General features: G+C 37.9%; 26 protein-coding genes and 1 riboswitch. Of the genes, 10 read left to right on the top strand and 16 right to left on the bottom strand.

Translation table 11 applies throughout. The features are described from left to right. The 4 genes from UC75_RS20250 to UC75_RS04950 form a co-directional block, all read left to right on the top strand. On the top strand, positions 1-848 hold an 848-nt coding region (locus tag UC75_RS20250; protein ID WP_228137095.1), incomplete at its 5' end, for a sigma 54-interacting transcriptional regulator. 265 nt (positions 849-1,113) lie between these two features. Next, on the top strand, positions 1,114-1,767 hold the full coding sequence (locus tag UC75_RS04940; protein WP_049836891.1) for a TetR/AcrR family transcriptional regulator: 654 nt from the start codon (positions 1,114-1,116) through the stop codon (positions 1,765-1,767). 113 nt (positions 1,768-1,880) lie between these two features. Next, positions 1,881-2,798 (top strand): ornithine carbamoyltransferase, encoded by a 918-nt coding sequence (gene argF, locus UC75_RS04945; RefSeq protein WP_005306284.1) that lies wholly within the window; start codon positions 1,881-1,883, stop codon positions 2,796-2,798. A gap of 194 nt (positions 2,799-2,992) precedes the next feature. Next, the gene (locus tag UC75_RS04950) at positions 2,993-3,517 is read left to right on the top strand and encodes a protein tyrosine phosphatase family protein (protein ID WP_049836892.1); all 525 of its coding nucleotides are present in this window, start codon (positions 2,993-2,995) and stop codon (positions 3,515-3,517) included. Here the strand turns inward: UC75_RS04950 and ispF are convergent. Continuing rightward, the gene (ispF, locus tag UC75_RS04955; RefSeq protein WP_049837341.1) at positions 3,505-3,996 is read right to left on the bottom strand and encodes a 2-C-methyl-D-erythritol 2,4-cyclodiphosphate synthase; all 492 of its coding nucleotides are present in this window, start codon (positions 3,994-3,996) and stop codon (positions 3,505-3,507) included. The two genes, UC75_RS04950 and ispF, sit on opposite strands and share 13 nt — an antisense overlap. 99 nt (positions 3,997-4,095) lie before the next feature. Here ispF and UC75_RS04960 point away from each other — a divergent pair, with 99 nt between their 5' ends. Next, entirely contained in the window at positions 4,096-4,740 is a 645-nt protein-coding gene (locus tag UC75_RS04960) for a hypothetical protein (RefSeq protein WP_049836893.1), read from the top strand. Positions 4,741-4,784: 44 nt separating this feature from the next. Here the strand turns inward: UC75_RS04960 and UC75_RS04965 are convergent, their stop codons facing one another. The 7 genes from UC75_RS04965 to galE form a co-directional block, all read right to left on the bottom strand. After that, entirely contained in the window at positions 4,785-6,029 is a 1,245-nt protein-coding gene (locus tag UC75_RS04965) for a D-amino acid dehydrogenase (RefSeq protein ID WP_049836894.1), read from the bottom strand. Positions 6,030-6,204: 175 nt separating this feature from the next. Further along, positions 6,205-6,292, bottom strand: a riboswitch (glycine riboswitch). A gap of 150 nt (positions 6,293-6,442) precedes the next feature. Next, positions 6,443-6,934, bottom strand: a complete 492-nt coding sequence (locus UC75_RS04970; RefSeq protein WP_004791829.1) for a hypothetical protein — start codon at positions 6,932-6,934, stop codon at positions 6,443-6,445. Between the two features lie 323 nt (positions 6,935-7,257). Next, entirely contained in the window at positions 7,258-7,809 is a 552-nt protein-coding gene (locus UC75_RS04975; protein ID WP_049836895.1) for a cysteine hydrolase family protein, read from the bottom strand. 299 nt (positions 7,810-8,108) lie between these two features. Continuing rightward, entirely contained in the window at positions 8,109-8,339 is a 231-nt protein-coding gene (locus UC75_RS19240; RefSeq protein ID WP_005306296.1) for a hypothetical protein, read from the bottom strand. 416 nt (positions 8,340-8,755) lie between these two features. After that, a complete protein-coding gene (locus tag UC75_RS04985) occupies positions 8,756-9,073 on the bottom strand; it encodes a hypothetical protein (RefSeq protein WP_049836896.1) in 318 nt (105 codons plus the stop codon). A gap of 202 nt (positions 9,074-9,275) precedes the next feature. Beyond that, positions 9,276-10,670, bottom strand: a complete 1,395-nt coding sequence (gene fumC, locus UC75_RS04990; protein WP_004791824.1) for a class II fumarate hydratase — start codon at positions 10,668-10,670, stop codon at positions 9,276-9,278. A gap of 116 nt (positions 10,671-10,786) precedes the next feature. Then, the gene (gene galE / locus UC75_RS04995) at positions 10,787-11,794 is read right to left on the bottom strand and encodes a UDP-glucose 4-epimerase GalE (RefSeq protein WP_013197477.1); all 1,008 of its coding nucleotides are present in this window, start codon (positions 11,792-11,794) and stop codon (positions 10,787-10,789) included. A 65-nt stretch (positions 11,795-11,859) separates the two neighbouring features. Between galE and tusD the strand changes: the two genes are divergently transcribed. The 4 genes from tusD to UC75_RS05015 are packed head-to-tail and all read left to right on the top strand — an operon-like array spanning position 11,860 to position 13,255. Beyond that, the gene (tusD, locus tag UC75_RS05000) at positions 11,860-12,228 is read left to right on the top strand and encodes a sulfurtransferase complex subunit TusD (RefSeq protein ID WP_004791822.1); all 369 of its coding nucleotides are present in this window, start codon (positions 11,860-11,862) and stop codon (positions 12,226-12,228) included. 44 nt (positions 12,229-12,272) lie between these two features. Beyond that, complete coding sequence (locus tag UC75_RS05005) at positions 12,273-12,623, top strand: hypothetical protein (protein WP_005306310.1); 351 nt, start codon at positions 12,273-12,275, stop codon at positions 12,621-12,623. A 17-nt stretch (positions 12,624-12,640) separates the two neighbouring features. Then, the gene (locus UC75_RS05010; RefSeq protein WP_049837342.1) at positions 12,641-12,925 is read left to right on the top strand and encodes a DsrH like protein; all 285 of its coding nucleotides are present in this window, start codon (positions 12,641-12,643) and stop codon (positions 12,923-12,925) included. Positions 12,926-12,943: 18 nt separating this feature from the next. Continuing rightward, positions 12,944-13,255 carry a TusE/DsrC/DsvC family sulfur relay protein gene (locus UC75_RS05015; protein ID WP_049836897.1) on the top strand — a complete coding sequence of 104 codons (312 nt, stop codon included), beginning with the start codon at positions 12,944-12,946 and terminating at the stop codon, positions 13,253-13,255. 2 nt (positions 13,256-13,257) lie between these two features. On the opposite strand, the gene UC75_RS05020 is transcribed toward UC75_RS05015, so the two are convergent. Next, entirely contained in the window at positions 13,258-14,121 is an 864-nt protein-coding gene (locus UC75_RS05020) for a DMT family transporter (RefSeq protein ID WP_049836898.1), read from the bottom strand. A 123-nt stretch (positions 14,122-14,244) separates the two neighbouring features. Between UC75_RS05020 and UC75_RS05025 the strand changes: the two genes are divergently transcribed. Beyond that, the gene (locus UC75_RS05025; RefSeq protein ID WP_049837343.1) at positions 14,245-15,636 is read left to right on the top strand and encodes a PLP-dependent aminotransferase family protein; all 1,392 of its coding nucleotides are present in this window, start codon (positions 14,245-14,247) and stop codon (positions 15,634-15,636) included. A 16-nt stretch (positions 15,637-15,652) separates the two neighbouring features. Here UC75_RS05025 and UC75_RS05030 read toward each other — a convergent pair whose 3' ends face one another. From UC75_RS05030 to UC75_RS05060, 7 genes are all read right to left on the bottom strand, one after another. Continuing rightward, positions 15,653-16,135, bottom strand: a complete 483-nt coding sequence (locus UC75_RS05030; RefSeq protein ID WP_004791810.1) for a winged helix-turn-helix transcriptional regulator — start codon at positions 16,133-16,135, stop codon at positions 15,653-15,655. A gap of 218 nt (positions 16,136-16,353) precedes the next feature. Further along, positions 16,354-17,589, bottom strand: coding sequence for a molybdopterin molybdotransferase MoeA (locus UC75_RS05035; protein ID WP_049836899.1), 1,236 nt, complete (start codon positions 17,587-17,589; stop codon positions 16,354-16,356). Then, the gene (gene moaCB, locus UC75_RS05040) at positions 17,589-18,512 is read right to left on the bottom strand and encodes a bifunctional molybdenum cofactor biosynthesis protein MoaC/MoaB (protein ID WP_049836900.1); all 924 of its coding nucleotides are present in this window, start codon (positions 18,510-18,512) and stop codon (positions 17,589-17,591) included. The genes UC75_RS05035 and moaCB overlap by 1 nt, the downstream gene beginning before the upstream one ends. Before the next feature lie 23 nt (positions 18,513-18,535). Further along, on the bottom strand, positions 18,536-19,021 hold the full coding sequence (locus UC75_RS05045; protein WP_005306326.1) for a molybdenum cofactor biosynthesis protein MoaE: 486 nt from the start codon (positions 19,019-19,021) through the stop codon (positions 18,536-18,538). A gap of 3 nt (positions 19,022-19,024) precedes the next feature. Beyond that, a complete protein-coding gene (locus UC75_RS05050; RefSeq protein WP_049836901.1) occupies positions 19,025-19,279 on the bottom strand; it encodes a MoaD/ThiS family protein in 255 nt (84 codons plus the stop codon). Beyond that, positions 19,280-20,320, bottom strand: a complete 1,041-nt coding sequence (gene moaA, locus UC75_RS05055; protein WP_128825134.1) for a GTP 3',8-cyclase MoaA — start codon at positions 20,318-20,320, stop codon at positions 19,280-19,282. A gap of 228 nt (positions 20,321-20,548) precedes the next feature. Beyond that, positions 20,549-22,822, bottom strand: a complete 2,274-nt coding sequence (locus UC75_RS05060; protein WP_049836903.1) for a molybdopterin-dependent oxidoreductase — start codon at positions 22,820-22,822, stop codon at positions 20,549-20,551. Positions 22,823-22,835: the final 13 nt, after the last annotated feature.

Consider the following 22,835-nt stretch of genomic DNA (forward strand, 5'->3'; position numbering starts at 1 on the left):
AAGGTGCATTTACAGGTGCAAACACTCAACATCAAGGTCGCTTTGAGCAAGCAAATGGTGGAACTCTATTCCTTGATGAAATTGGCGACATGCCATTTGAAACACAGACTCGACTACTTCGTGTGCTCGCCGACGGTGAATTTTATCGTGTAGGCGGACATATTCCAGTTAAAGTTGATGTTCGAATCGTTGCGGCAACGCATCAGGATTTAGAAAAACTGGTGAATGAAGGCCGATTCCGCGAAGACTTATATCACCGTTTAAATGTAATTCGTATTCACATTCCTAAACTTGCCCATCGTAGCGAAGATATACCAATGCTGGCTCAGCATTTTCTTGCACGTGCCGGTAAAGAACTTGGCGTGAGTCCAAAAATCTTACGTACTGAAACAACAGACTATATGCAACAGTTACCGTGGCCCGGTAATGTTCGACAACTTGAAAACACGTGTCGCTGGTTAACTGTGATGATCACTGGACGTGAAGTTTATCCAGAAGATTTACCTTCTGAACTTAAACAAGTTCCATTGCAAAAGAATAGTGATTCTGGACAACCTGCCCCTTCATTTGAACGTATTTCTTTACACCATTGGGATGAGTTACTAAACCAATGGGCAATTCAAAAGCTTAAGAATGGTGAAATGAAGATTTTGGATATTGCTACACCAATGTTTGAACGCACCTTAATTAACGCTGCTTTACAACAAACACGTGGACGCAAACGCCATGCGGCAGAATTACTAGGTTGGGGACGCAACACCTTAACTCGCAAGTTAAAAGAACTTGGAATGGATTCTGCTGACGATGATGAAGAAGATGAACATAAGGTTAGCCAAACCGAGGCCTAAAAAGTGTAGTGCCTAAATCAGAAGCGGCTAAGAGTGTCTTAGCCGCTTTATTTTTTGATTAGATTTTTATTAAATTTAAAATTGAACATCAGGTTACATCATTAAATCATTTCGAAATTCACTCTAAGCTTATATTTTCTATTCTTTTATTTTTTAAAATTTCCACTCACTGGTCAGCAGATGATCTAAAAAAATAGCGATGACCATCCTTAAAGATAGTTTTGCTATACTAAATAAGCAAAGTTAACTGTTGTTATGAAATTTTATGCATGATTCCGTCCTTGACCCACATCATTCAGTATGTGAAAAACCACAAACACGCAGAGGTATAGAACGTCGCCTAGCTCTATTGCTAAGTGCAACCGAGCTGTTTTTGGATAATGGATATGATGCTGTTTCTCTTGATGACATTGTTAACCATGCTGGAGGTTCAAAAACTTCTATTTATAAATATTTTGGTAATAAAGAAGGCTTATTTACCGCAATTTGCGACTATAAACGTGAAATGTTTTTTAAGGATGTTTGCATTCCATTTCAACCAGAGAAAAGTACTTTAAGAGAATACTTAATTCAAACGCTCAATCGTGTTTATGCTCACCTCACTCAACCCGAGCATGTTGCATTTTTACGACTAATTATTGAACAGACCGAGTGTAATAAGGTCCTTATACAATACCTATATGACAAATGGGTACATAATTTACAGAATACACTTACCCAAGCCTTAGAGTTTGCAGATAAATCAGGTGAAATTACATGTCCTTCTCCTTATTATTCTTCGCTCATGTATTTTGGGGTTTTACGCGATGTTGAATGGCGTATGATTATGGGTGTACCAGCCCTACCAGATGAGCAGGAAGCCACTGATTATATTGAATATTGCGTAGATGTTTTCTTAAAGGGCCATCATAAAGTCTAATTCTTTTGCATTTTAAAATCCTTATAGTATAGTAGACTTCTTTTTTTCCCACATCCACCCAGCCAACAACAGATAATTGTTGTATTTCATAACGATTATTATGGAGTAGCTACATGGCTCTAAGACATTTCCTGACTTTACGTGATCTATCCACTCTAGAACTTAATCGCATTTTAGAACGCGCAAGCGAACTTAAAAAAATGCAGCATGACAATAAGGTATATCAACCTTTTGTTGGTAAAGTATTGGGAATGATTTTTGAGAAATCAAGCACGCGTACACGTATCTCTTTTGAAGCAGGCATTAACCAATTTGGTGGTAGCGCGATTTTCCTATCCCCTCGCGACACACAATTAGGCCGCGGCGAACCGATCGAAGACTCAGCACGTGTAATTTCTAGTATGCTTGATATTGTGATGATTCGTACTTTTGGTCATGACATTGTTGAACGTTTTGCATCGTATTCAAAAGTTCCTGTGATTAACGGTTTGACAGATGACCATCATCCTTGCCAGTTACTTGCAGATTTACAGACTTATAATGAACACCGCGGCAGCATTAAAGGTAAAACCGTTGCTTGGATTGGTGATGGCAATAATATGTGTAACTCATATATTGAAGCTGCACACATGATGGGCTTTAAACTTAAAATTGCATCGCCGAAAGGATATGAGCCTAAACCTGAATTTTTAGCAGAGTTTGGTCATTGTGTTGAAGTTTTTGACAACGCAGAAGATGCTGCTGTAAATGCTGACCTCATTGTGACAGATGTATGGGCAAGCATGGGACAAGAAGAAGAACAGAAGCTTCGTGAAAGAGCTTTTGCAGCTTTTCAAGTCAATGAAAAATTAATGGGACTTGCTCATCCTGAATGTTTATTCATGCACTGCTTACCTGCTCATCGTGGCGAAGAAATTTCTGAAACTATGCTTGATCATAAAAATGCAGTGGTATGGGATGAAGCAGAGAATCGTCTTCATGCTCAAAAAGCTTTAGTAGAATTTTTATTGAATGAAAATCTAAAATCATAATTATTTAGACAAAAAAAACAGCATCTTTATGGTGCTGTTTTTTTATTTTATAAAACTTGTACTTTTCCAGTTAATTATTTTTAAAGTTTTGATAACGTTGTCGAATATATAAGCAGGCTGTATTTCAACTATTCCCTAGAATCGTGTATAACATTCTACACAATAAGCTAAGCCTACTCTCATAGAGTGCGATCATGACTACCCTTGAACAATCATTATCTCAAATTCCCGCATTTTCAATTATTCATGAACATTTATTTAGTTCAGCACAGCCTTCTGCTGAACAACTGAAACTAATTAAAGAATATGGTTGTAGTACCGTCATTAATCTCGCTTTAAGTAACGCACCAAATCATATTGAAAATGAAGATCGTATTTGTTTAGACCTCGGTTTAAATTACATCCAGATTCCAATTGACTGGGAAACTCCATCGGCTGAGCAATGTTTATTGGTACTCGATCTTATTGATCATTTAGTCCAGAACGAAATTGTCTGGATTCACTGTACTAAAAACGATCGTTCTAGTTGCCTGATGTATGTCTATAGACAGTTTTATATGAATATGGATATGCCTACTTCTCAAGATTTACTTCATGAAATTTGGGAACCCAATGAAACTTGGACAGGCCTTATTCATAGTATTACCTTACAGCTACAAGGCCGTAAGGCAACTCTTGAGCTTCAGCAGTCTTTGCAACAAGCCGATCACTTGGTGTGATGAGAGACTAAAACAGTTGCTGTAGCTAAAATCCCTTCTTGACGACCGGTAAACCCAAGTTTTTCGGTTGTCGTTGCTTTAATACTGATTTGATTAACATCTACATTTAAAACATCAGCAATACTTTGACGCATTTCCAAATTATGTTTAGCTAATTTTGGACGCTCACAAGCCACCGTAATATCCGCATTATTTAACTGATAACCGCGATCTAAGATTAACTGGTAAACATGCTTTAATAGTACTCGGCTGTCCGCACCCTTAAATTCTGGGTCAGTATCAGGAAAATGTTGCCCTATATCTCCAAGTGCCAAAGTACCTAGCAAGGCATCACACAAAGCATGGAGTACAACATCACCATCAGAGTGTGCTTTCAAGCCATGCGTATGTGGAATTTGAACGCCAGCCAATGTAACGAAGTTCCCCTCTTCAAAGGCATGCACATCCATTCCTTGTCCAATGCGAATTTGAGCAACCATATAACTATTACCTTCCATAAAAACTTAAGAAATCTTGTATTCAGCCTTTCTGTTTCGCTATAGTACACCTAGCAAAGTAGACTGAAAGTATAAGCGATCATGCTGTCTAATACTGATATGAATCAATTGAAAAGATTAAGTTTTGCCGTGACACTGAGTTGTTTATGTTCATCTCATGTTTTTGCAGAACCAATAGACTGCTCTAATTCTGGAGCTGAGCTTAAAATCTGTTCAAAAACATTTAGTGAATCGAGAAAGCAACTCAATAATAAATATCTTTCTGCATATTTAGTTACTGATGCTCCCTTACAGCTTTTGCAGGATACACAAAAGTTATGGTCTAAACATACTCAGCAATGCAAGAGTAATTCATGCTTTCAACAACAGTTTGATTTACGAACTGACGATCTAAATTTTTATGCATCGCTTAAGCAAACGCTTACTCAACATTATCTTAAGTTTGAAAATGGACGTCTAGCAGCACAACCTGTTCACATTCAGGTCCATCAGCTCGCGAAAGATAAAATCAAGATTGAAGGAATAGCATACCGTAATCCAAATAACCGCAAAGAAACTCAAACGATTTCTTTGATGGCCTATAGTTCACCTGAACAAAAAAATGAAATTTTAGACAATGAGCATAATTGCAAATATCAGTTTAATTTCCAAAAAGCTTTACTAAACGTAAAAACCCAGCAAAAAGGCTGTGAGCGTTTTAGCGGAATCTACCGATTATATGATTAGTGCGTTAAATAAAAGCCAGTGTTGAACACTGGCTTTTTTACTTTCTAGATCGGATATTTTTGAGCAATATCCTGACCCACTAAAACCGCGGTTGCCGCAGACAAAGTCCATCCTAAATGCCCATGTCCTGTATTGTAAAAAATACGAGGCTGTCTAGATTGCTTCACCACAGGCAGCATATTAGGCATCATCGGTCTTAACCCAGCCCAAGGTACCACGTGCTCAGTTGAAATATCAAAGTTACGGTTTACCCAATTTACTAAAGGTTGAATACGATCAGCCCGTATATCGCGGTTGTAACCATTAAATTCAGCTGTTCCCGCCACGCGCAACCGATCTTTACCTAAACGAGAAGTCACAATTTTAGCGCTCTCATCTAGTAAACTAACCCACGGCGCATTCTTTACACTTTGCTCATCTTTCAATTGCACGGTAATTGAATAACCTTTTACTGGGTAGACATTTACTCGCTCTCCAATCATATCGGCGAGTTGATAACTTCCTACACCACCGCAAACTACGAGCACATCACCTTCGATTTGGATGCTATCGGATTCAACAAGATAAGGATGCTCTGCGCTTGGCTGACAACTTACGATCACTTTGTCTGGATGACACTTAATATCTGTAACTTCCAGACCGAACTTATACTCAACACCGTATTGTTTAGTCTTTTCAGCCAAAGAGGTTGAATATTTATGAATATCCCCCGTTGCATCACTTGGTGTGTAATAACCACCAAAATATTCACCTGTTAACGATGGTTCTATGGTTTTCATCTCATCAGGTGAAACTGAATAGCGCTCTAATGTACCTTTGTTCAATACATTGTTCACTTGTTTAGCAATCTCGTAGTCAGCCTTACTATGATACATATGGAGAATTCCACGTTTCTCCAAATCAAACTCGAGCTGCTCTTTTTCAGCAACTTCAAATAGACGCTTACGAGCAAGTAATGCCAAACGGACCGTCTCAATCGTGTTTGCTTCATAGTTTTTAATATGGGATAAAAACTCAACTAGCCAGCTATATTTATGCAAACTAAATGAAGGATTCAGCAGTAGCGGTGCGTCTTTTTGTCTCATCCACTTAAAGCCTTTAACTACAGTGGCTTTTTGGTTCCATACTTCGGCATTACAAGCCGATAATTGCCCTCCATTGGCAAATGATGTTTCCATTGCAGGATATAGATGTCGATCAATCACTGTGACTTTATAACCCAGTTGCGATAATTCATAAGCAGAGGTAACCCCTGTGATTCCCGCACCTATCACAATAACATGTGGCATAACAGACTCCTCAGAAATGCAAAACATTTCATCAGTACAGCCCATCTGTCATTGGTACCTGAGAGTTTCGACCCCAACGTTACCTTTTAACGTTTAGATCTTCCCCTTCGGTGAGTTTATAATTTATAAGTTATTATTTTCAATTCTTATAAATCTAAGCTTCTCTCCAGATTTTTTAATTATTACAGTCCTTCTGCCTGAGAGTTTCCGGGCTTGTTGCTCCTTCGGCGGGTTCTTTCGAACCTCTCTCCCGCAATAATTTTGTATTTATATAAGCAATGTATCTGCCACTTTAGAAAAAACGCATTCTTTTCTTGTAAACTTTTGTACCAGCAATTATCAAGTTATAAATCATTAATTTAATTATAAAAATAAAAAAGGTGAATTTTTATAAATTCACCTTTTGTGTTTAATTAGAATTTTCCATTGAGCACAGGGTCTGAAACTGTACCCTTCCATTGCTCACGCAAGGTTGGTAAATAAAATTTCTCACCAATAGTGACCAATTCCGCATCGATTAATGCGTGAACTTCGTGCATAAAAATATAATCAAGTGCAACCAAAGAGAGCTGATGATTTTTTTGTGCTGTTTTCTTACGTTTCGCTTGAGCTTGTTTCACTAACTCATTCGCAAAGTTTTTATCTTTATAAGCAGTAATTGCATTTAAACGGAGTTCAATAACACCCCATCCAGCTAATAGCTTTTTAAAGACATCAAAATCTTCTGAAGTTGATTCCCATGTTACATTTTCTAAATCATTATCATCAGGTAAAACTGGCAATAACAGGTCACCTGTACTTGGGAAAATCTTTTTAAGATTTAACAGAAACTTAACAGGCTGATCACCGGGATAATCATTAAATTGCACATGTTGTTGAGTATCTGTCAAATAAATAGAGAGCATTCAAAAATCCTTAGCTAAGCTTCTGTTTTCAATTACTTTATCTTCAATTTTGCAAAATAAATGCAAAACAAAAACAATATAAAAACAGGACAAGGTGGGCATTTTAACAATTATGACAGCTTATTCAACGCTAATTCGGCATTAATTAGTGAAACTTATACCCTCTTGATAAAAAGCCCTCCGAAAAGAGCTCTTTGTTGATACAAGTTCAATTCTTGCTACCGCTAAAAACCGAGCAACCACTAGTCATCAAAAGATTTTCTTATACTTTAGTGATACAGTTAATAATACTTTTTGAATAAAGTTGTCGGTTCATTTCTAAATTAAATTTGAGAAATGAACTCTTCTGTCGTTTTTAACTTAGCAAAAGCATTACTTAAAATTTGGTTATGGTGATCAATTGCTTGCTGAGCATTTAAAGTTACCGAATCAGTTGTTGTATGTGCATCTGAAATTAATATCAATTTATATCCATACTCAGAAGCAGCCCTAACCGTAGTATCAATGCAATACTCAGTTTTCATCCCAGTAATAATGATTTCATCAACACCGAGCTTCTCTAACACTTCTTTTAAAACAGTATCTTTAAAGCCACTTGGGTACATTTTTTCAATGACTATATCTTTATCTAGATTAAGAGCTAACTCTGTGATTAGCTGAGTATTCGATCCACTCGGATCTAATGGTGTGCCTTTCTCACCAACATGCCGAATAAAGATAATTGGTCTGTCATTTAAGCGGCAATATTCAATAAGTCTAAGAATATTTGAAAGTACGAGTTGAGCATTATGTGGCTTAGACTGGCCGTTAAATAGGCCATTTTGCATATCAATGACCAGTAAAGCCGATTTTGAATTGCTATTGAGTTTTTCCATCATTTCTCTCTGTAAGAACCAATAATGAACAGAGAAAAATTAACCCAGCCATTATTGGCTGGGTTTAGTTATCTTATTAAGTCACTTTAATAAAAATCACACACAGCCTTCTTTAGAGGTCGTAGTGGTGGTGATTTTATTCAATAAACAGTTCATTTGTTTTAACTGCCCAAAATTAAAGCTTAAATAACCATACCATAGCTTTTTCAATAAAAACAAAACTTTTTAACTTTTATTGTATGAAATATCTTTTAAGCATACCTAGTTCTTAAAGAAATACTTCATTATAAAAAACTAATTTATTTAACTGAAAGTAAGTATTCATATGCTGTTTTTTCATTACTCTCTAATTTAATGACTGCATCAGTTTCATCATTCAAAGTAAGGTTAAATACCTTCTCACCATCATAAGAAATTTGATGACCCATACGAAATTCTGAATCCATTGATTCAAGAATAATAAAATTTCCTTCGATATTCGAAGCGATATAGTAAGTATTGTTCCGATGAACATATCTAATTGTGTACATCACTGTTTAAATTCCATCTAAAAAATTATGTTTTTTCTTAATTAATGAAAAAGCCTGCTTCCTCTTTTCAACTTAAAATAAGCCTAACGAAAAAGTTGCTTAAAACTAGAATTGGAAAGATGCATATAGTCATTTTCCAATTTGATAACACCTAAACTCCATCAATATAAATCGAATTAAAAATAAAATAATTCAAATATTTAAAACCAAAAACATATAAATTTATGCTAGCTTGAAAAGATCCACCCCTTCTTTTGATTTCTAACACCAATCAGTCAGCGCTAAACTTATATACAGATATTACAGAAATACTTAATAATAAAAAACCCCGCCATTAGTCGATAGTTAGTCGGGTTTCTTGTACTGCTATATATCTAACAAAATTAACTCTCGAATGGAGTTCACTACTATTTAAATTAATCTTTACACTTAACTTTCAGAACGGCTGCTTTGGTATTCACTGGAATAAGCATTCCTGAATTATAAACAGTATGATGATTTACGATTTTGTTATTGCTATCCAACTCATCAAAACCCTTATCTTTACATATTTCTTCTGCTTTACTGATTAACTTTGCCCTCAAGGCTTCTCTTGAACCAAATGCATTACTTTGAGCATGAAGTTGATAAACCCCAGGATTCACCTCAGCTACAGTAGGTGGAAACATTTGTAGACAGCCCGACAAGGTACAGGCTATTACTGCTAAAACAGCTATTGATTTAATCTTTTTCATTTATTTGAACTTAAAATAAAATAACGTAGCCAAAATAAAGTTTAGATATGACATTTATATTTCAAGGTATAAAAAAGCCCACTTTTTCAAGCAGGCCTTCCCCTTATGATTTTTTGCGCTGATCATTCAGGACTTTTGTTGTACTTAGCAACTCGCGGATATTACAGAAGTATTTAAGAATAAAAAAGCCCATTAGGAGAGATTATTTACTATTTGGTGAAACCATTTTTTCAGGTTTAACCACTTCATCAAATTGCTCTGCTGTAACTAAACCAAGCTCAACAGCAACCTGCTTCAAAGTTTTATTTTCCTTATAGGCAGTCTTGGCAACTTTTGCAGAATTTTCATAACCAATCACTGGGTTTAAAGCAGTGACCAACATGAGAGAGTTATGTAAGAAGTGATCAATTTTATCCTGATTAGGCTCAATTCCTACCGCACAGTGATCATTAAAACTATTACATGCATCACCAAGCAATTGAATAGACTGCAATAAGTTATAAGCAATCACAGGCATAAATACGTTTAATTCAAAGTTACCTGAAGCACCAGCCACATTAATGGTCGTATCATTTCCAAGCACTTGTGCAACAACCATGGTCATTGCTTCGCTTTGTGTCGGATTTACTTTACCCGGCATAATGCTTGAACCAGGTTCATTTTCTGGAATACGGATTTCACCGAAACCACAGCGTGGACCACTGGCCAACCAACGAATATCATTCGCAATTTTATTTAAACTAACTGCAAGCGTTTTTAATGCACCAGAAGCAAAAACAGCAGCGTCACGCCCTGCAAGCGCTTCAAATTTATTTGGAGCAGTCACAAATGGTAAACCTGTAAGCAAAGCAAGTTGAGCAGCTGCTTTCACTGCATAGTCAGGATGTGCATTTAACCCTGTACCTACCGCAGTACCACCTAATGGTAATTCATATAAACCTGTCAATGCCTGTTGCAAACGAACTAATCCATGCTCAAGCTGAGAGACGTAACCACTAAATTCTTGGCCTAGTGTTAATGGAGTTGCATCTTGTAAATGGGTACGACCAATTTTAACAATAGACTGAAACTCATCTGATTTTTTTTGCAAAGTCGCTTTAAGCTGTTCTACCGCAGGAATAAGCAATTCATTAATTTGCAAACTTGCTGCTACGTGAATAGCGGTTGGAAATGAATCGTTCGTTGATTGAGCACGGTTGACATGATCATTTGGATGTACAGGTTTTTGCGCACCCAATGCTTGACCTAATTTTTGGTTGGCAATATTGGCAATCACTTCATTACAGTTCATGTTGCTTTGCGTACCAGAACCCGTCTGCCAGACCACTAAAGGAAACTGTGAATCCCATTTACCATCAATGACTTCTTCAGCCGCGCCCACAATATATTGGCTCAAATCTTGCGGTAACTGTTCAAGTTCAGCATTAGTTATTGCAGCAGCCTTTTTCACCAGCCCCATTGCTCGAATCATGGCACGGGGTAATCGTTCTTGCCCGATTTTAAAGTTCTGTAAGCTGCGTTGAGTCTGTGCCCCCCACAATGCTTCATTTGGAACTTCAATCTCACCCATAGTGTCATGTTCAATTCGTGTTTGCATAGAAACCTCAGTTGTCTGGTTAAAGAACTTACGGGCTGAAGCAAGTATTTGCTCTGGCTAGTTAATTTTTAGTATCGTACTCAAGCATTCCATTATTGTAAATAAGAATCATTATCCTATCTTCCATTTAATGTATTTTGATAAAAGCGCCATTCATCTTCAATCATTTGTTTTAACGGACGTTTAGGTGTCCAATTCAATAATGTTTTTGCTTTGGATATGTCTGCCGCAACTTGACTTAATTCAACATGTTTGTAAATCGCAGGTTGAGTCGGAATTTCAGATTGCGTTACCTGTGAAATTTCATCTAGTAATTGACGCACAGAGTGAACTTGGTCATGGGCAATATTAAATGCCTCACAACAATGTGTTTGATCACGTAGCCAATGTAAGCTTGCAGTTACAGCCTCACACACATCTAAAACGTGTAAAAAACTGCGTTCGGTCGTATGATCTGATGTTTCAGCTTGATCTTGTAATTCAATCAAATCACGTTGCATTGCTGCAACTTGCATGGCAAGCGGTACAATATTTTTAGGGAGCTGAGCAACATACTCTCCGAGCACCCCATGTTCAAATGCACCTACGATATTAGATAAGCGCAAGATCGCAATTTTCCACTCATGATCAATTTTATAAGTATCACGGATAATTTCTTCAATCATCTGTTGGGACTTAATATAGGGATTAGGATAAGCATAATTGAATTCGTCTGTTTCGCTTAATTGCAGACCAGATTTTCCATATGCTGCAAGGCTAGACAAATGAATAAAGTGACGAACACCTGTGCGTTGCATGGCACGTAGTAAACTCATGATGCAACTTACATTATCATTATAATATTCAAGAGGTTTAAGATTAGATTCTTCAATTGATTTAAACCCAGCAGTGTGAATAACCGCATCAATTGAATATTGCTCGAAGACCTTATTCAATGCTGGTGTATTACGTACATCAAGTTTAACAAATGGAACGTACATGCCAGAAATAAACTCTAGGCGTTCCAGCGTTTGCAAGGTTGAATTAGCCAAATTATCGACAATTACCACTTCTTGACCCTGAGCCATGAGACTCAACGCAATGTGTGAACCGATAAAGCCTAAACCACCTGTCACTAAAATCATTGTATACTTACCTTTCTCTTAATGCATCTACGCCCATTTAGACGTATGACCATAGTGAATTCTCAATGAGTACATTACTACTAATTACCTCTGCTCCTACTTCCATTCATGCTTGGCATGCGTTAGGACTTGCTCAGGCACTCAAAAGTAAAAATGAAGACTTTCGTGTATTCTTTTACCAAGATGGCGTGCAGGTTGCTAATGATTTTCAATGGGTTCCTGACGACCAGCGTAATTTAACGCATGAATGGCAAAAGCTTGCGATTCGACTTCCTGTATGTGTGAGTGCTGCCCTCGCTCGTGGTATTACCGATGCAGAAAATGCCAGTCGCCATCACCTTACTCATCACAACCTTGCCAAAGACTTTCAACTGGTCGGGTTAGGTGAACTTGCTGATGCGGTACAGTCAGCATCTCGTCTTATTCAATTTTAAGTTACTTTGTTTGCTTAGATTGTTGCTTTTAAAAGGTATATTGTGTGAAATCTGTACTCGTCATTTTAAGCCAAGCCAACTTAACCAGTCTTCAAATCAATGAAAGCCTTTCCGCTACTATGGTTTTAGCAACCTTTGGCTCACCAGTCAAAGTATTATTGAAAGATGCTGCGCTTAGCCTTTTACAAAATGACTTAAGCTTTAGCCAACTTCATCATGCTTTCAAAGTCGCATCAAATATGGTCGAAAGCTTTGAATTTTATGACTTAAGCCCAATTCTGATCGAAAGCAAAAATCAGCAAAATCCTTTTGTTCAGCAAACAGAACAAGAGCTCGAATTCATTGAGTTGAATAATGAGTTCATTCAGTCTTTTGACCATGTCTTATATTGGTAGATGAAGGTGTAATTTTAATGAATCCATCAACACTTTATCTCGTGCAATCTACTTATCACAATACACCGAATGTTATTGATGAATTAGGTAACCTTTATCAGAAAGGTGACCAGATTATTTTTATGGGTGATTCTGTTGCAAGACTTTCAGCTGAAATGATTCAACAGTTTGAAAGTGTTTCATGCTTAAGCATCGAAAAAGATTTAATCGATGCGGATACTTTAGCTCAGATAAATGTATTGGAATATGATCAATTTGCAGATCTTGTTTTAACATTTAATCGCTGTATTTCTTTTAAATAATATATTTAGGCTGGTTTCATGAATTTAGAATTAGACCAAGATGGTCATTTGGTTGATTATACAATCTGGAATCCTGAAGTTGCACAAGAGCTTGCCAAGTCACTTGATATTGAACTCACCGAGTGGCATTTCGAAGTTTTAGCTGCTGTGCGTCAGTTTTATCAACAGTTTGGGCACTCTCCAGCAACTCGCCCGCTCATTAAATTTTTAATGAAAACGGTAAGTCCAGAGATTAATAATACTGTTTTACAGCAACAATTTAATACTGGTTTAGTTGCCCGCCATTTAAGTCGTTTGGCGGGTGTTCCCAAACCAGCAAATTGTTTATAAAGTTAAGTGAACTTTTTAGCAGCAGCGACACATAAAATAGTTGCTGCTGTGACCACTAACATTGACCAGCTCACATGTTCGTGCAATAAAGCCGCTGCAATAGCTAGCCCCATTAAAGGCTGTAAAAGTTGTAGTTGACTTATGGCAGCAATACCGCCTTGAGCAAGTCCTTTGTACCAAAAGAAAAAGCCAATGAGCATACTAAACAAAGACACATAAATAAGACCAACTAAAGCTGATGGAGACACACTTTGGAATGAAGCTGGCATATAGAAAATAGTAAGCAACAACATAAAAGGTAAAGACAAAATCAGCGCCCAACAAATGACCTGCCATCCACCTATTTTTCTTGAAAGTACACCGCCTTCTGCATAGCCAAAGCCACAGAAAATAATCGCCATTAACATATAAAAGTCCCCTATTCCAAGTGATGTATCACCAGAAAGGAAGAACATATAGGTGAAAACAACCGCACTTCCTAATACTGCAAATATCCAGAAAAAATGATTCGGTTTTTCTCCGCCTCTGAGTACAGCAAATATTGCAGTTGCAAGCGGCAAAAGACTAACGAATACAATTGAATGGGCTGCATTCATGTGCTGTAGAGCAAGTGCTGTAAACAATGGGAAACCGATCACCACCCCCACAGCAACAATGGCTAGAGGCCACCAATCTTGCTTGGCTGGTTTCTTTTGTTTTAAAACTAATATAAGAATAAGCCCTAAAATACCAGCAATTGCCGCACGTGCCGCGGTTAGAAAGCCCGGTTCGAACCCCATTACAGCTACACGTGTTGCTGGTAATGACCCCGCAAAAATAGCTACGCCAATAAAACCATTCACCCAGCCATTCATAAACCTATTCATAATTTTCTCCGTCACTATACGAAGAATTTAAGCTGTGCTAAGGTGATTAAACCAGATACAAAGCAGTACAATTTAAAAGAACTGTTATGTATTAACAACCAATACAGTTGGGATTTTAAGCGCGTGAACCAGAGCAAAACAAAAATTGAAATTGTCATTTCAGAGATTGAGCAACAAATAAAAAATCGGTCTTTATTGCCGGGAGCACGCTTGCCTTCTGTTCGTAAATTAGCAAATGATCTGGGATTTTCAGTATCAACTGTTGTAGAAGCGTATGAAAGATTAATTGCTTTAGGCAAAATCGAATCAAGAACTGGATCTGGTTTTTATATTGTTGGTCCGCTCGCACCTTTAGCTTTAAGTGAATTAGGCCCTAAATTAGATCGTTCAGTTGATCCATTATGGATTTCACGTCAATCTTTGGAAGCGAAAGCAGATGTTTTTAAGCCTGGCTGCGGTTGGCTACCTGATGACTGGATGCCATTAGACAGTATTCGTAAAGCTTTAAGGACAGCCGCAAAAAGCCCAGATGATTATTTAATGGGTTATTCAACACCATTAGGATTACCAGCGCTACGTGATTTACTGGCAAGGCGTGCTCAAGCAAAAGGTATAGAGGCGAATCTTAATCAGGTACTTTTAACTGATTCAGGAACTCAAGCGATTGATTTGGTTTGCCGATTTTTACTAAAGCCCGATGATGTCGTTTTGATTGATGATCCTTGTTATTTCAACTTTCATGCATTACTTAAAGTTCATCAAGTCAAAGTTATTGGTATTCCCTATACACCAACAGGCCCTGACTTAGAGGCATTTAAAGAAGCAATTGAGACTTATAATCCGCGTCTTTATATCACCAACTCAGGAATTCACAATCCAACTGGAGCGACACTGTCTCTTTCTACAGCACATCAACTATTAAAACTGATTGAACAATCCAATTTGATTGTTGTTGAAGATGATATTTTTTCAGATTTTGAATATAACGCGGCTCCTCGGCTTGCTGCTTTAGATAATCTGTCACGTGTAATTTTTATTGGAAGTTTTTCTAAAACGTTATCAGCATCTATTCGCTGTGGTTATATCATTGCAAAACCAGAATGGATTGATCAGCTCACTGACCTGAAAATTGCCACAAGCTTTTCTCACAATGGCGTGTCGGCTGAAGTTTTATTAAGTGCTTTAACTGATGGATCTTACCGTAAACATATAGAATTATTAAAAGTTCGTTTAGCAAAAGCGATGCACGATACCATTACCAAACTAGAACCTTTAGGCATAAAGCCATGGATTAAGCCTCAAGCGGGAATTTTTGTTTGGTGTCATTTGCCAGAGGGTGTTGAAGCTTCAAAAATTGCAAAATATTGTATTAATCATCAAGTTATTCTTGCACCAGGAAATGCATTTAGCCAAGCTCCCAATGCTGGTCAATTCATACGTTTTAATGTAACACAGTCAAATCATGACCATATCTATAAGACTCTAGCTGATGCGATTCAACAAGAGTCTTCATAATTTATAGAGAGAAAAATTAAGCTTGTTTCTGTTTTTGTTCAATATATGCAAAATAGCCTGGCCCAGCTGAAACTTGCACTTGTTTGGCATGTAAAGGTTCATGGCAAACCGAACATACCATGACTGGTTCGAACTTATGACCACAAGTTTTATGACGATACTCTAAAGGTTTACCTAAACCTTGATCCATCCATTTATCTGCCCAATTCGCCATCGATAAAATAATTGGATAAAGTTCAAAACCTTTATCAGTGAGGCGATATTCAAAGCGTTCTTGACGATCAAAATAAGGAGCTTTGGCTAAAATTTCATATTCAACCAAACGCTTTAAACGATCTGAAAGGACATGACGAGTTACACCTAATGATTTTTGAAAATCGTCAAAACGGCGTATTCCCATAAAAGCATTACGTAATATTAGCATCGTCCATCGATCGCCAATCACTGATAGCATACGAGCAACCGAACAAGGTTGATCACCGATGTCATCCCATTTCATCTTTATGCGTTCCTCGATATTTCCTAGCCTAATGGCCCTATTGTTTATACCCTAAACCACTTACCACGAGTTATGCAAGATTCATTATAAAAATAACTTCTTATCAACTTTATAAAAGAATTTTTATTATAAAAAAAATAGAAAGTTATTATATAAATTTGCTTAACAAATAGAACTCACCCAATTGTATAGTGAGTTATATCTATTATTACTCATCATTAATTTGAGATGAATACACCCTTCAAAATATGGCCTGCTTCTAGTTTCACACTTGCTGGAATTCGTACCAGACAATTGGCCTGCATTAAATTACTGAGCATGTGTGATTGCTGTTTTGCCAGACTTTTAACTTTAAGTTGTCCATTGTCAAAATAAGCATGCATTCTTAGAAAACGTTCACGCGCATCTTCTTTTAAATCATGATCTAAAATTGCACTAAACCACTCTGGCCCTGTTTGATTTCCCTGCAAAGTGTCGAGCAATGCTTTCCCATAAACTTGCATTGATACATAGACCGCAGCCGGATTACCCGGTAACCCCAGCAAATAACATCGGTGATCTTTTTCGGTGTGAGAATATTCAGCAAAAAAGAGTGGCTTACCCGGCTTTTGTTTTACTTTCCAAAAGATCTGTTCAAAGCCAGCCTCAAAAGCGCATGGTCGAACAAAGTCATAATCACCTACTGACACTCCGCCTGTGGTTATAATGACATCATGACTGTCTTTTAACTCATTAAAGTAATGCGTGACTTGTTCCGCTTCATCTGCCACATGAATCAGTTCAATCTCTAAGCCATAATCTTCAAACCAAGCTTTTAGTAATGGACCATTTGCATCAAAGATTTTGCCTTCTGCAAGATCTTCTGCTTTTTCGGCAACTTCGTCTCCAGTGACTAAAACAGCAACTTTCGGCGCACGGTAAACGTCAACCGTTTGTACACCCGCCATACTTAAGGCAGCCAAGCTTCCAATATTTAGAAACTGCCCAACTTGTGCAAGCAACTGTCCGTTCTGGATTTCTTCTCCGGTAAAACGGATATCAGCTTGAGGGCGAATATGTTCAGTTAACGAAATTTCTTGTGCTGAAACGACCTCTACTATTTCTTGCCTCGCAACATGTGTTGTGCCTTCAGGAATTTTGCCACCAGTAAATATACGAACTGCCTGTCCTTCACTCAGAATGTCATGACTTTCGCTTCCAGCTCGAATCTCGCCAGTAACCTGAAACTTTTGAGTATTTAAATCTTCTGCATGGCTACAAAGCGCGTAACCATCTACAGCACTTTGAGAAAAACTTGGCAAATTAATTTCCGAATAAATTTCCTTAGCAAGATATCTACTTAGGCTATTTTGAAGAACTTGCTGAATTGAGCCTAATTTTTTAGGTCGGTTACTAATCAGCTCAATTGCTTCATCTACGCTAATCAACCCACGTTCTGCACCACAACCTGACATTATTCATAGCCTCCCGGATGTGGTAAATCACGGCAAACATCAAAAATATGGACTAATGCAGGTAAAATAGCAGCCATTGATTCACTTGCTCCACCACGGCTTCCCGGTAAAGTCACCACTAAAGAACGATCAATAAAACCAGCTACTCCACGTGACATTGCAGCATATGGCGTGCGTTTTTGTCCAAATGAACGCGCAGCTTCCATTAGGCCATCTAGCTTACGCTCAAGAAGTGGTTCTAGCGTATCAACCGTAATGTCACGCTTACCAATTCCCGTACCACCGACGGTCATAATGCAAGCATATGATTTGCTCAACTCAAGCACTAAGTTTTTTAAAGTATCTGCCTCATCTGGCAAAATCTGGTAGTGAATCGGACCAAATCCTGCCTCGGTTAAAGTTTCAACCACAGATTTTCCGGCAGTATCGGGCTTTCTGCCAGCTGCGACAGTATCGGATAACACAATAACAGCAGCGGAAACGGGTTGACGAAGAACTCGCTTAAAGTGTGATTTTCCACCTTTTTTCTTAAGCAATTTACATTGATCCATCCACAGCTCTTCTGGTTCACAATGTGGTTTTAACATGTCGTAAATGGTTAAGCCTGCAAGACTTGCAGCCGTTAAGGCTTCCATTTCTACGCCAGTTGGACCAATGGTTTCGACCACGGTAATAATCTTTACAAAATCATGTTCTAATTCATATTCAACATCTGCGCGATAAATCGGCAGTGGATGACACAAAGGAATCAGCTCATCAGTTCGTTTTGCTGCCAAAATTCCTGCAACACGTGCAGTTTTTAATGCATCCCCTTTTTCGGTATTTCCTTGTCTTAATAATTCAATACAGTGTGGTGGTGCATATAAAATTGCTTGTGCTTCAGCAACGCGATAACTTTCCGGCTTCATTCCTACATTTTTCATTATTTATCCTAGTCTTGCTTATTTCAGTGTGAGTGTTCATGGCCGGCATGATGGTGATGTTTATGTTCTTGCGGTGCATCCTTACGAATACAGCAACCTTCTACATAGTGACTTGTACCATCTGTAAAAAACTCTTCTTTAAACACAGGCACTTCATGTTTTACCCGCTCAACTGCTTCTTCGCATGCTTGAAAAGCTTCACGGCGATGGGCTGCATAAGCAATTGCAATGATTGCTGTTTCACCAACATCTAGATATCCAATCCGATGAACCACTCGCACATAAGATACCTGATACTTTTTCTCAATTTCCAGTTCAATTTCACGTATCATTTTTTCAGAAAGCGGTTTATACGAGGTATATTTCAGTGCTTTAACAGCTTTACCTTCATGATGGTTACGAACTGTACCCATAAAAATATCAATTCCACCGCATTCAGGAAATGATTCAATAGGATCAAAGGTATCAAGGCTTAAAGCCTGCTCTTGTATACGTGCAAAATCTCGCATGGCTCATCCTCCTGCAACTGGTGATAATAAAACCAAAGTACATGGCTGACTTAAGGCAGATTGCCTTGTTATGACATTATCGCCAATAGCGCATGCACATTTTTCCATGGCCTGTGTACATTCTGGATGCAATGAAACAATTTCATCTAAGACATCTTTAACTAAAATATCGGTGGGGAAAACTAACGAAAGATTTTGTGGAAGCAATTTTTCAATTGCACCAAATGATTCGATTTTAATTTGGATAGATTGCTGCATTTATCCCCCAAGCATATGCATACTGATTTTACGGGTTTGTTGATGTTGTAAAGCATGAAAGCCTTTGGCTTTATTCCAGATATACGGCATAACTTGATCTTTTAACTGCTGACTATGCAGCACATGATCAGTTGAGTTCTGTGCGCGTAATAGTGCTTGAAGCTGCGGCTTAATATTTAACCCCTGCTGAGCAAAGAGACAGTTATATAACTCACCTTGCGCCGTTAGTCGTATGCGGTCACATTGGTGGCAAAATGAATGAGTAATGGTAGAAATGATGCCTAGAGCGTAGCTATTGTTAAGCAGATATTGACGCGCTGGCTCATGTTGTTGCTCGATGACTTGTACCGAATAATAGGGTTGCAACGCCTGTAAAATTTCAGCTTCACTCACCACATCTTTATTTGACCAGAGTGCATCACCATCAAGCGGCATAAACTCAATAAAACGTAGTGGAATCTGGTTGGCAATCGACCATCTCACCATAGGTAGGATTTGATCGTCATTTTTGTCTTTCATTAACACGCAGTTTATTTTAAAAGGTAGTCCTGCATCTTTTGCAGCTTGAATACCTTCAAGAACTGGTTCTAACTTTTTCTTGGTAAGTTCTTTAAATTGAATTGGATCTAGGCTATCTAGACTAATATTTAAATCATCTAAACCAGCATCTTTTAACTGCTGAGCGTATTTAGCAAGATAATGTCCATTGGTGGTCATTGAAATGCGTTTTAGACCTAATGCTTTTAAAGCTTGTAAATCACGAACGAAATGAACAATGCCTTGACGCATTAATGGTTCGCCGCCTGTAATACGGATGCTTTCAATACCTTGTTGCACCATAAAACGGCAAAACTGAAAGAGCGCCTCAAAACTAAGCAAGTCTTGTTTATTTAACCATTCAGGATGTTCAGGCATGCAATATACACACTTAAAATTACAGCGATCAGTTACTGAAATTCGTAACTTTCGCTTGATACGCCCATATTGGTCTTGTAGAACAGATGGCGTATTTTCAGAGTGGTATTGTTTCATCTTTTGCACTCATGTCGAGAACAGTTCAAATATTGCTGGCACTTTTTCTGGGCAATTAAAATAGAAAATTGCTCTTCAATAGTGCTCTGATTTTTATGCAAAATTTGTTCCAATTCTATTTATCATCCATAACTTCTTCGGTTTTTTGATAGACCTTTGGCTGCACTACTTCACTGTAATTTTAAAAACTGTATAAAGTTGGTGCAGCATTCATCTCTTATTTGCCTTACATTATTTCTAGCACTTTTCTAAGCGGATGGGTACATATTTATGGTACGGCGTTTTAGATAATGGATCACAATGTTCAGCGGAAATTAGTCGATTTAATTGTGGTCCAATGGGTTCACCACCTTGAAAGCGCATACCATAACCATGTGGAAGTGAAACTACACCTTTTCGCATTCCCTCATCAAAATCTACAGTAACCTGAATTTCTCCATGTTGTGAAATACATTTAAGCTGACCTCCTGCATCTACATTTAGGTGCTTTGCATCTTCAGGATGAATTCGTAAAGCCCCTTCAGCATCTACTTTTCGCCAAGCTGGATCACGGTAAATTTGATTGGCGTTATAGCTACGTCGCTCACCTGATAAAAGTATGAATGGAAACTCTTCAACATTAACCTGATGATTTTTTAAATTTGCTAGCTCAGTTAACATCTCTGGAATAGCAAGACGTATTTTCTTGTCTTTATAAACTACCAGTTTCCATATTTCGTCATATTCATGTTGTGATAACACTACGCCTGAACGTTGCTTTAAAATTTGTTCAAATAAACGAACGCCTAAAGTTAAAGGATTACCTTTGTAACCCGCACGGCGTACCGCTTTGGTGTGTAAGACAGCATATTGAATCGACAGCGGTAATAAAAAAGCAACTGAACCAGCTGATTTTTCTAACTGTTTACCTAAAGTGCGATAGAGAATTGAAGCTGCAAAAGGAATGTATTTTTTATTTCGCGCAAAAGTAAGTCCCAATGCCGACAAGTACGGTAAATAGGCTGTTTTTTTCGAGTCGACTGAAGCTATTTTTTCTAAAATTGGAAAGCGTTTTGGAATCACCTGCATGGCTTCAAGTAATCGTGTATAAATTTCTGCCTCTGGCAAAGTATCCGTTTGAGCGTTCAATACAGGATGTCTGAGGTGAAAACCATTTTTAGGAAACTCAAGATTAAAACCAGTAAATTCCCATTTTTCAAACTGGGTATGCGCTGGCAAAATATAGTCTGCAAGTCTTGCAGTTTCCGTCATGGCAACATCGACCACAACCAACAAATCTAATGATTTAAATGCTTCCTCATAAGCTGGTGTATCAGGATAAGTTAATAACGGATTACAGCTATCTACAAAAACTGCGCGAATTCGCTTTTCCCCTGCTTTTAAGATTTCATCGGGTAAAATATTAGGCGGGAAGAACCCAGAAATCGGGAACATTTTATGATAAACACTCCGTCTATATTTCGGCTTTCTTTCATCTGTATCACTTAAGATTGGAATAAACATGGTATGCAAATTATTGGTACCCTGCTTTCCAAAGTTTCCAGTCACTAAGTAAAGTAGTTTTTCTAAATATCCATTTAATGTCGTATTTAAAGTATGTTGAATACCTAAATCAATCCGAACACAGCCTCTTTTAGCTTTGGCAAAATCTCGAACCACTTGGTAAATCAAGTCGACTGGAACATCTGCTTTAGCAATATAGTCTTCAATCGGCACACGACTAAATGCTGCTTTTACGTCGTCAAAACCTTGTGTGTGCTGCTGGATAAACGCTGCATCGTAAAGATTTTCTTTAATAATGATTGCAATCATGGCCGACATTAAAAAAGCATCTGTTCCAGGTTTTAATTGCACATGAATATCTGCTTGTTTTGCTGTCTCGGTAACACGTGGGTCAAACACCACCATAGTTCGGTTCGGATCTTTCTTAATATGTTTTAGCGTGTCTCGTGCGTTGGGAATACCATGTGCCTGAAACGGATTTGTTCCAATAAAAAGAACATAATCGGCATATTCAACATCTTCTGTCGTATGGCATGCCTGACTACCGAACAAACGTCCATTGAGCCAAAAATCACCCGTTTTTTCTTGAGCAAGAGAGTTATAAGCATAATAACTTTTCATGGCCAGCAAGAGCTGTCGGCCATACGCTGCACCGAGATGATTGCCTTGACCACCGCCCCCAACAGAAGCAAAAGCAGTCCCGCCAAAACTATCTCTAATATTTACTAATCGATCGGCAATTTCTTGTATGGCAACATCCCAGCTCACTTCTTGAAATGAGCCATCTGGTTGGCGTTTTAAAGGTGTAGTCAAACGGTCTGCGTGTTGCTGATAGTGTTGTAATCTGGCAGCTTTTTGACAAATGTAGCCTTGAGAAAATGGATGTTCAGGATTACCTTTAATTTTGACAAACTGATTATCATTAATTTCGACACTTAAACCGCAGTTCCTAGAACACAAAATACATGCGGTCACATCTGTTTTATTTTGCTTCAGCGCTTCAACCATGCCCTTTGACTCC

Origin of the sequence: Acinetobacter sp. V2 (genome assembly GCF_001188385.1) — a bacterium.
GTDB classification, from domain to species: Bacteria; Pseudomonadota; Gammaproteobacteria; order Pseudomonadales; family Moraxellaceae; genus Acinetobacter; species Acinetobacter oleivorans.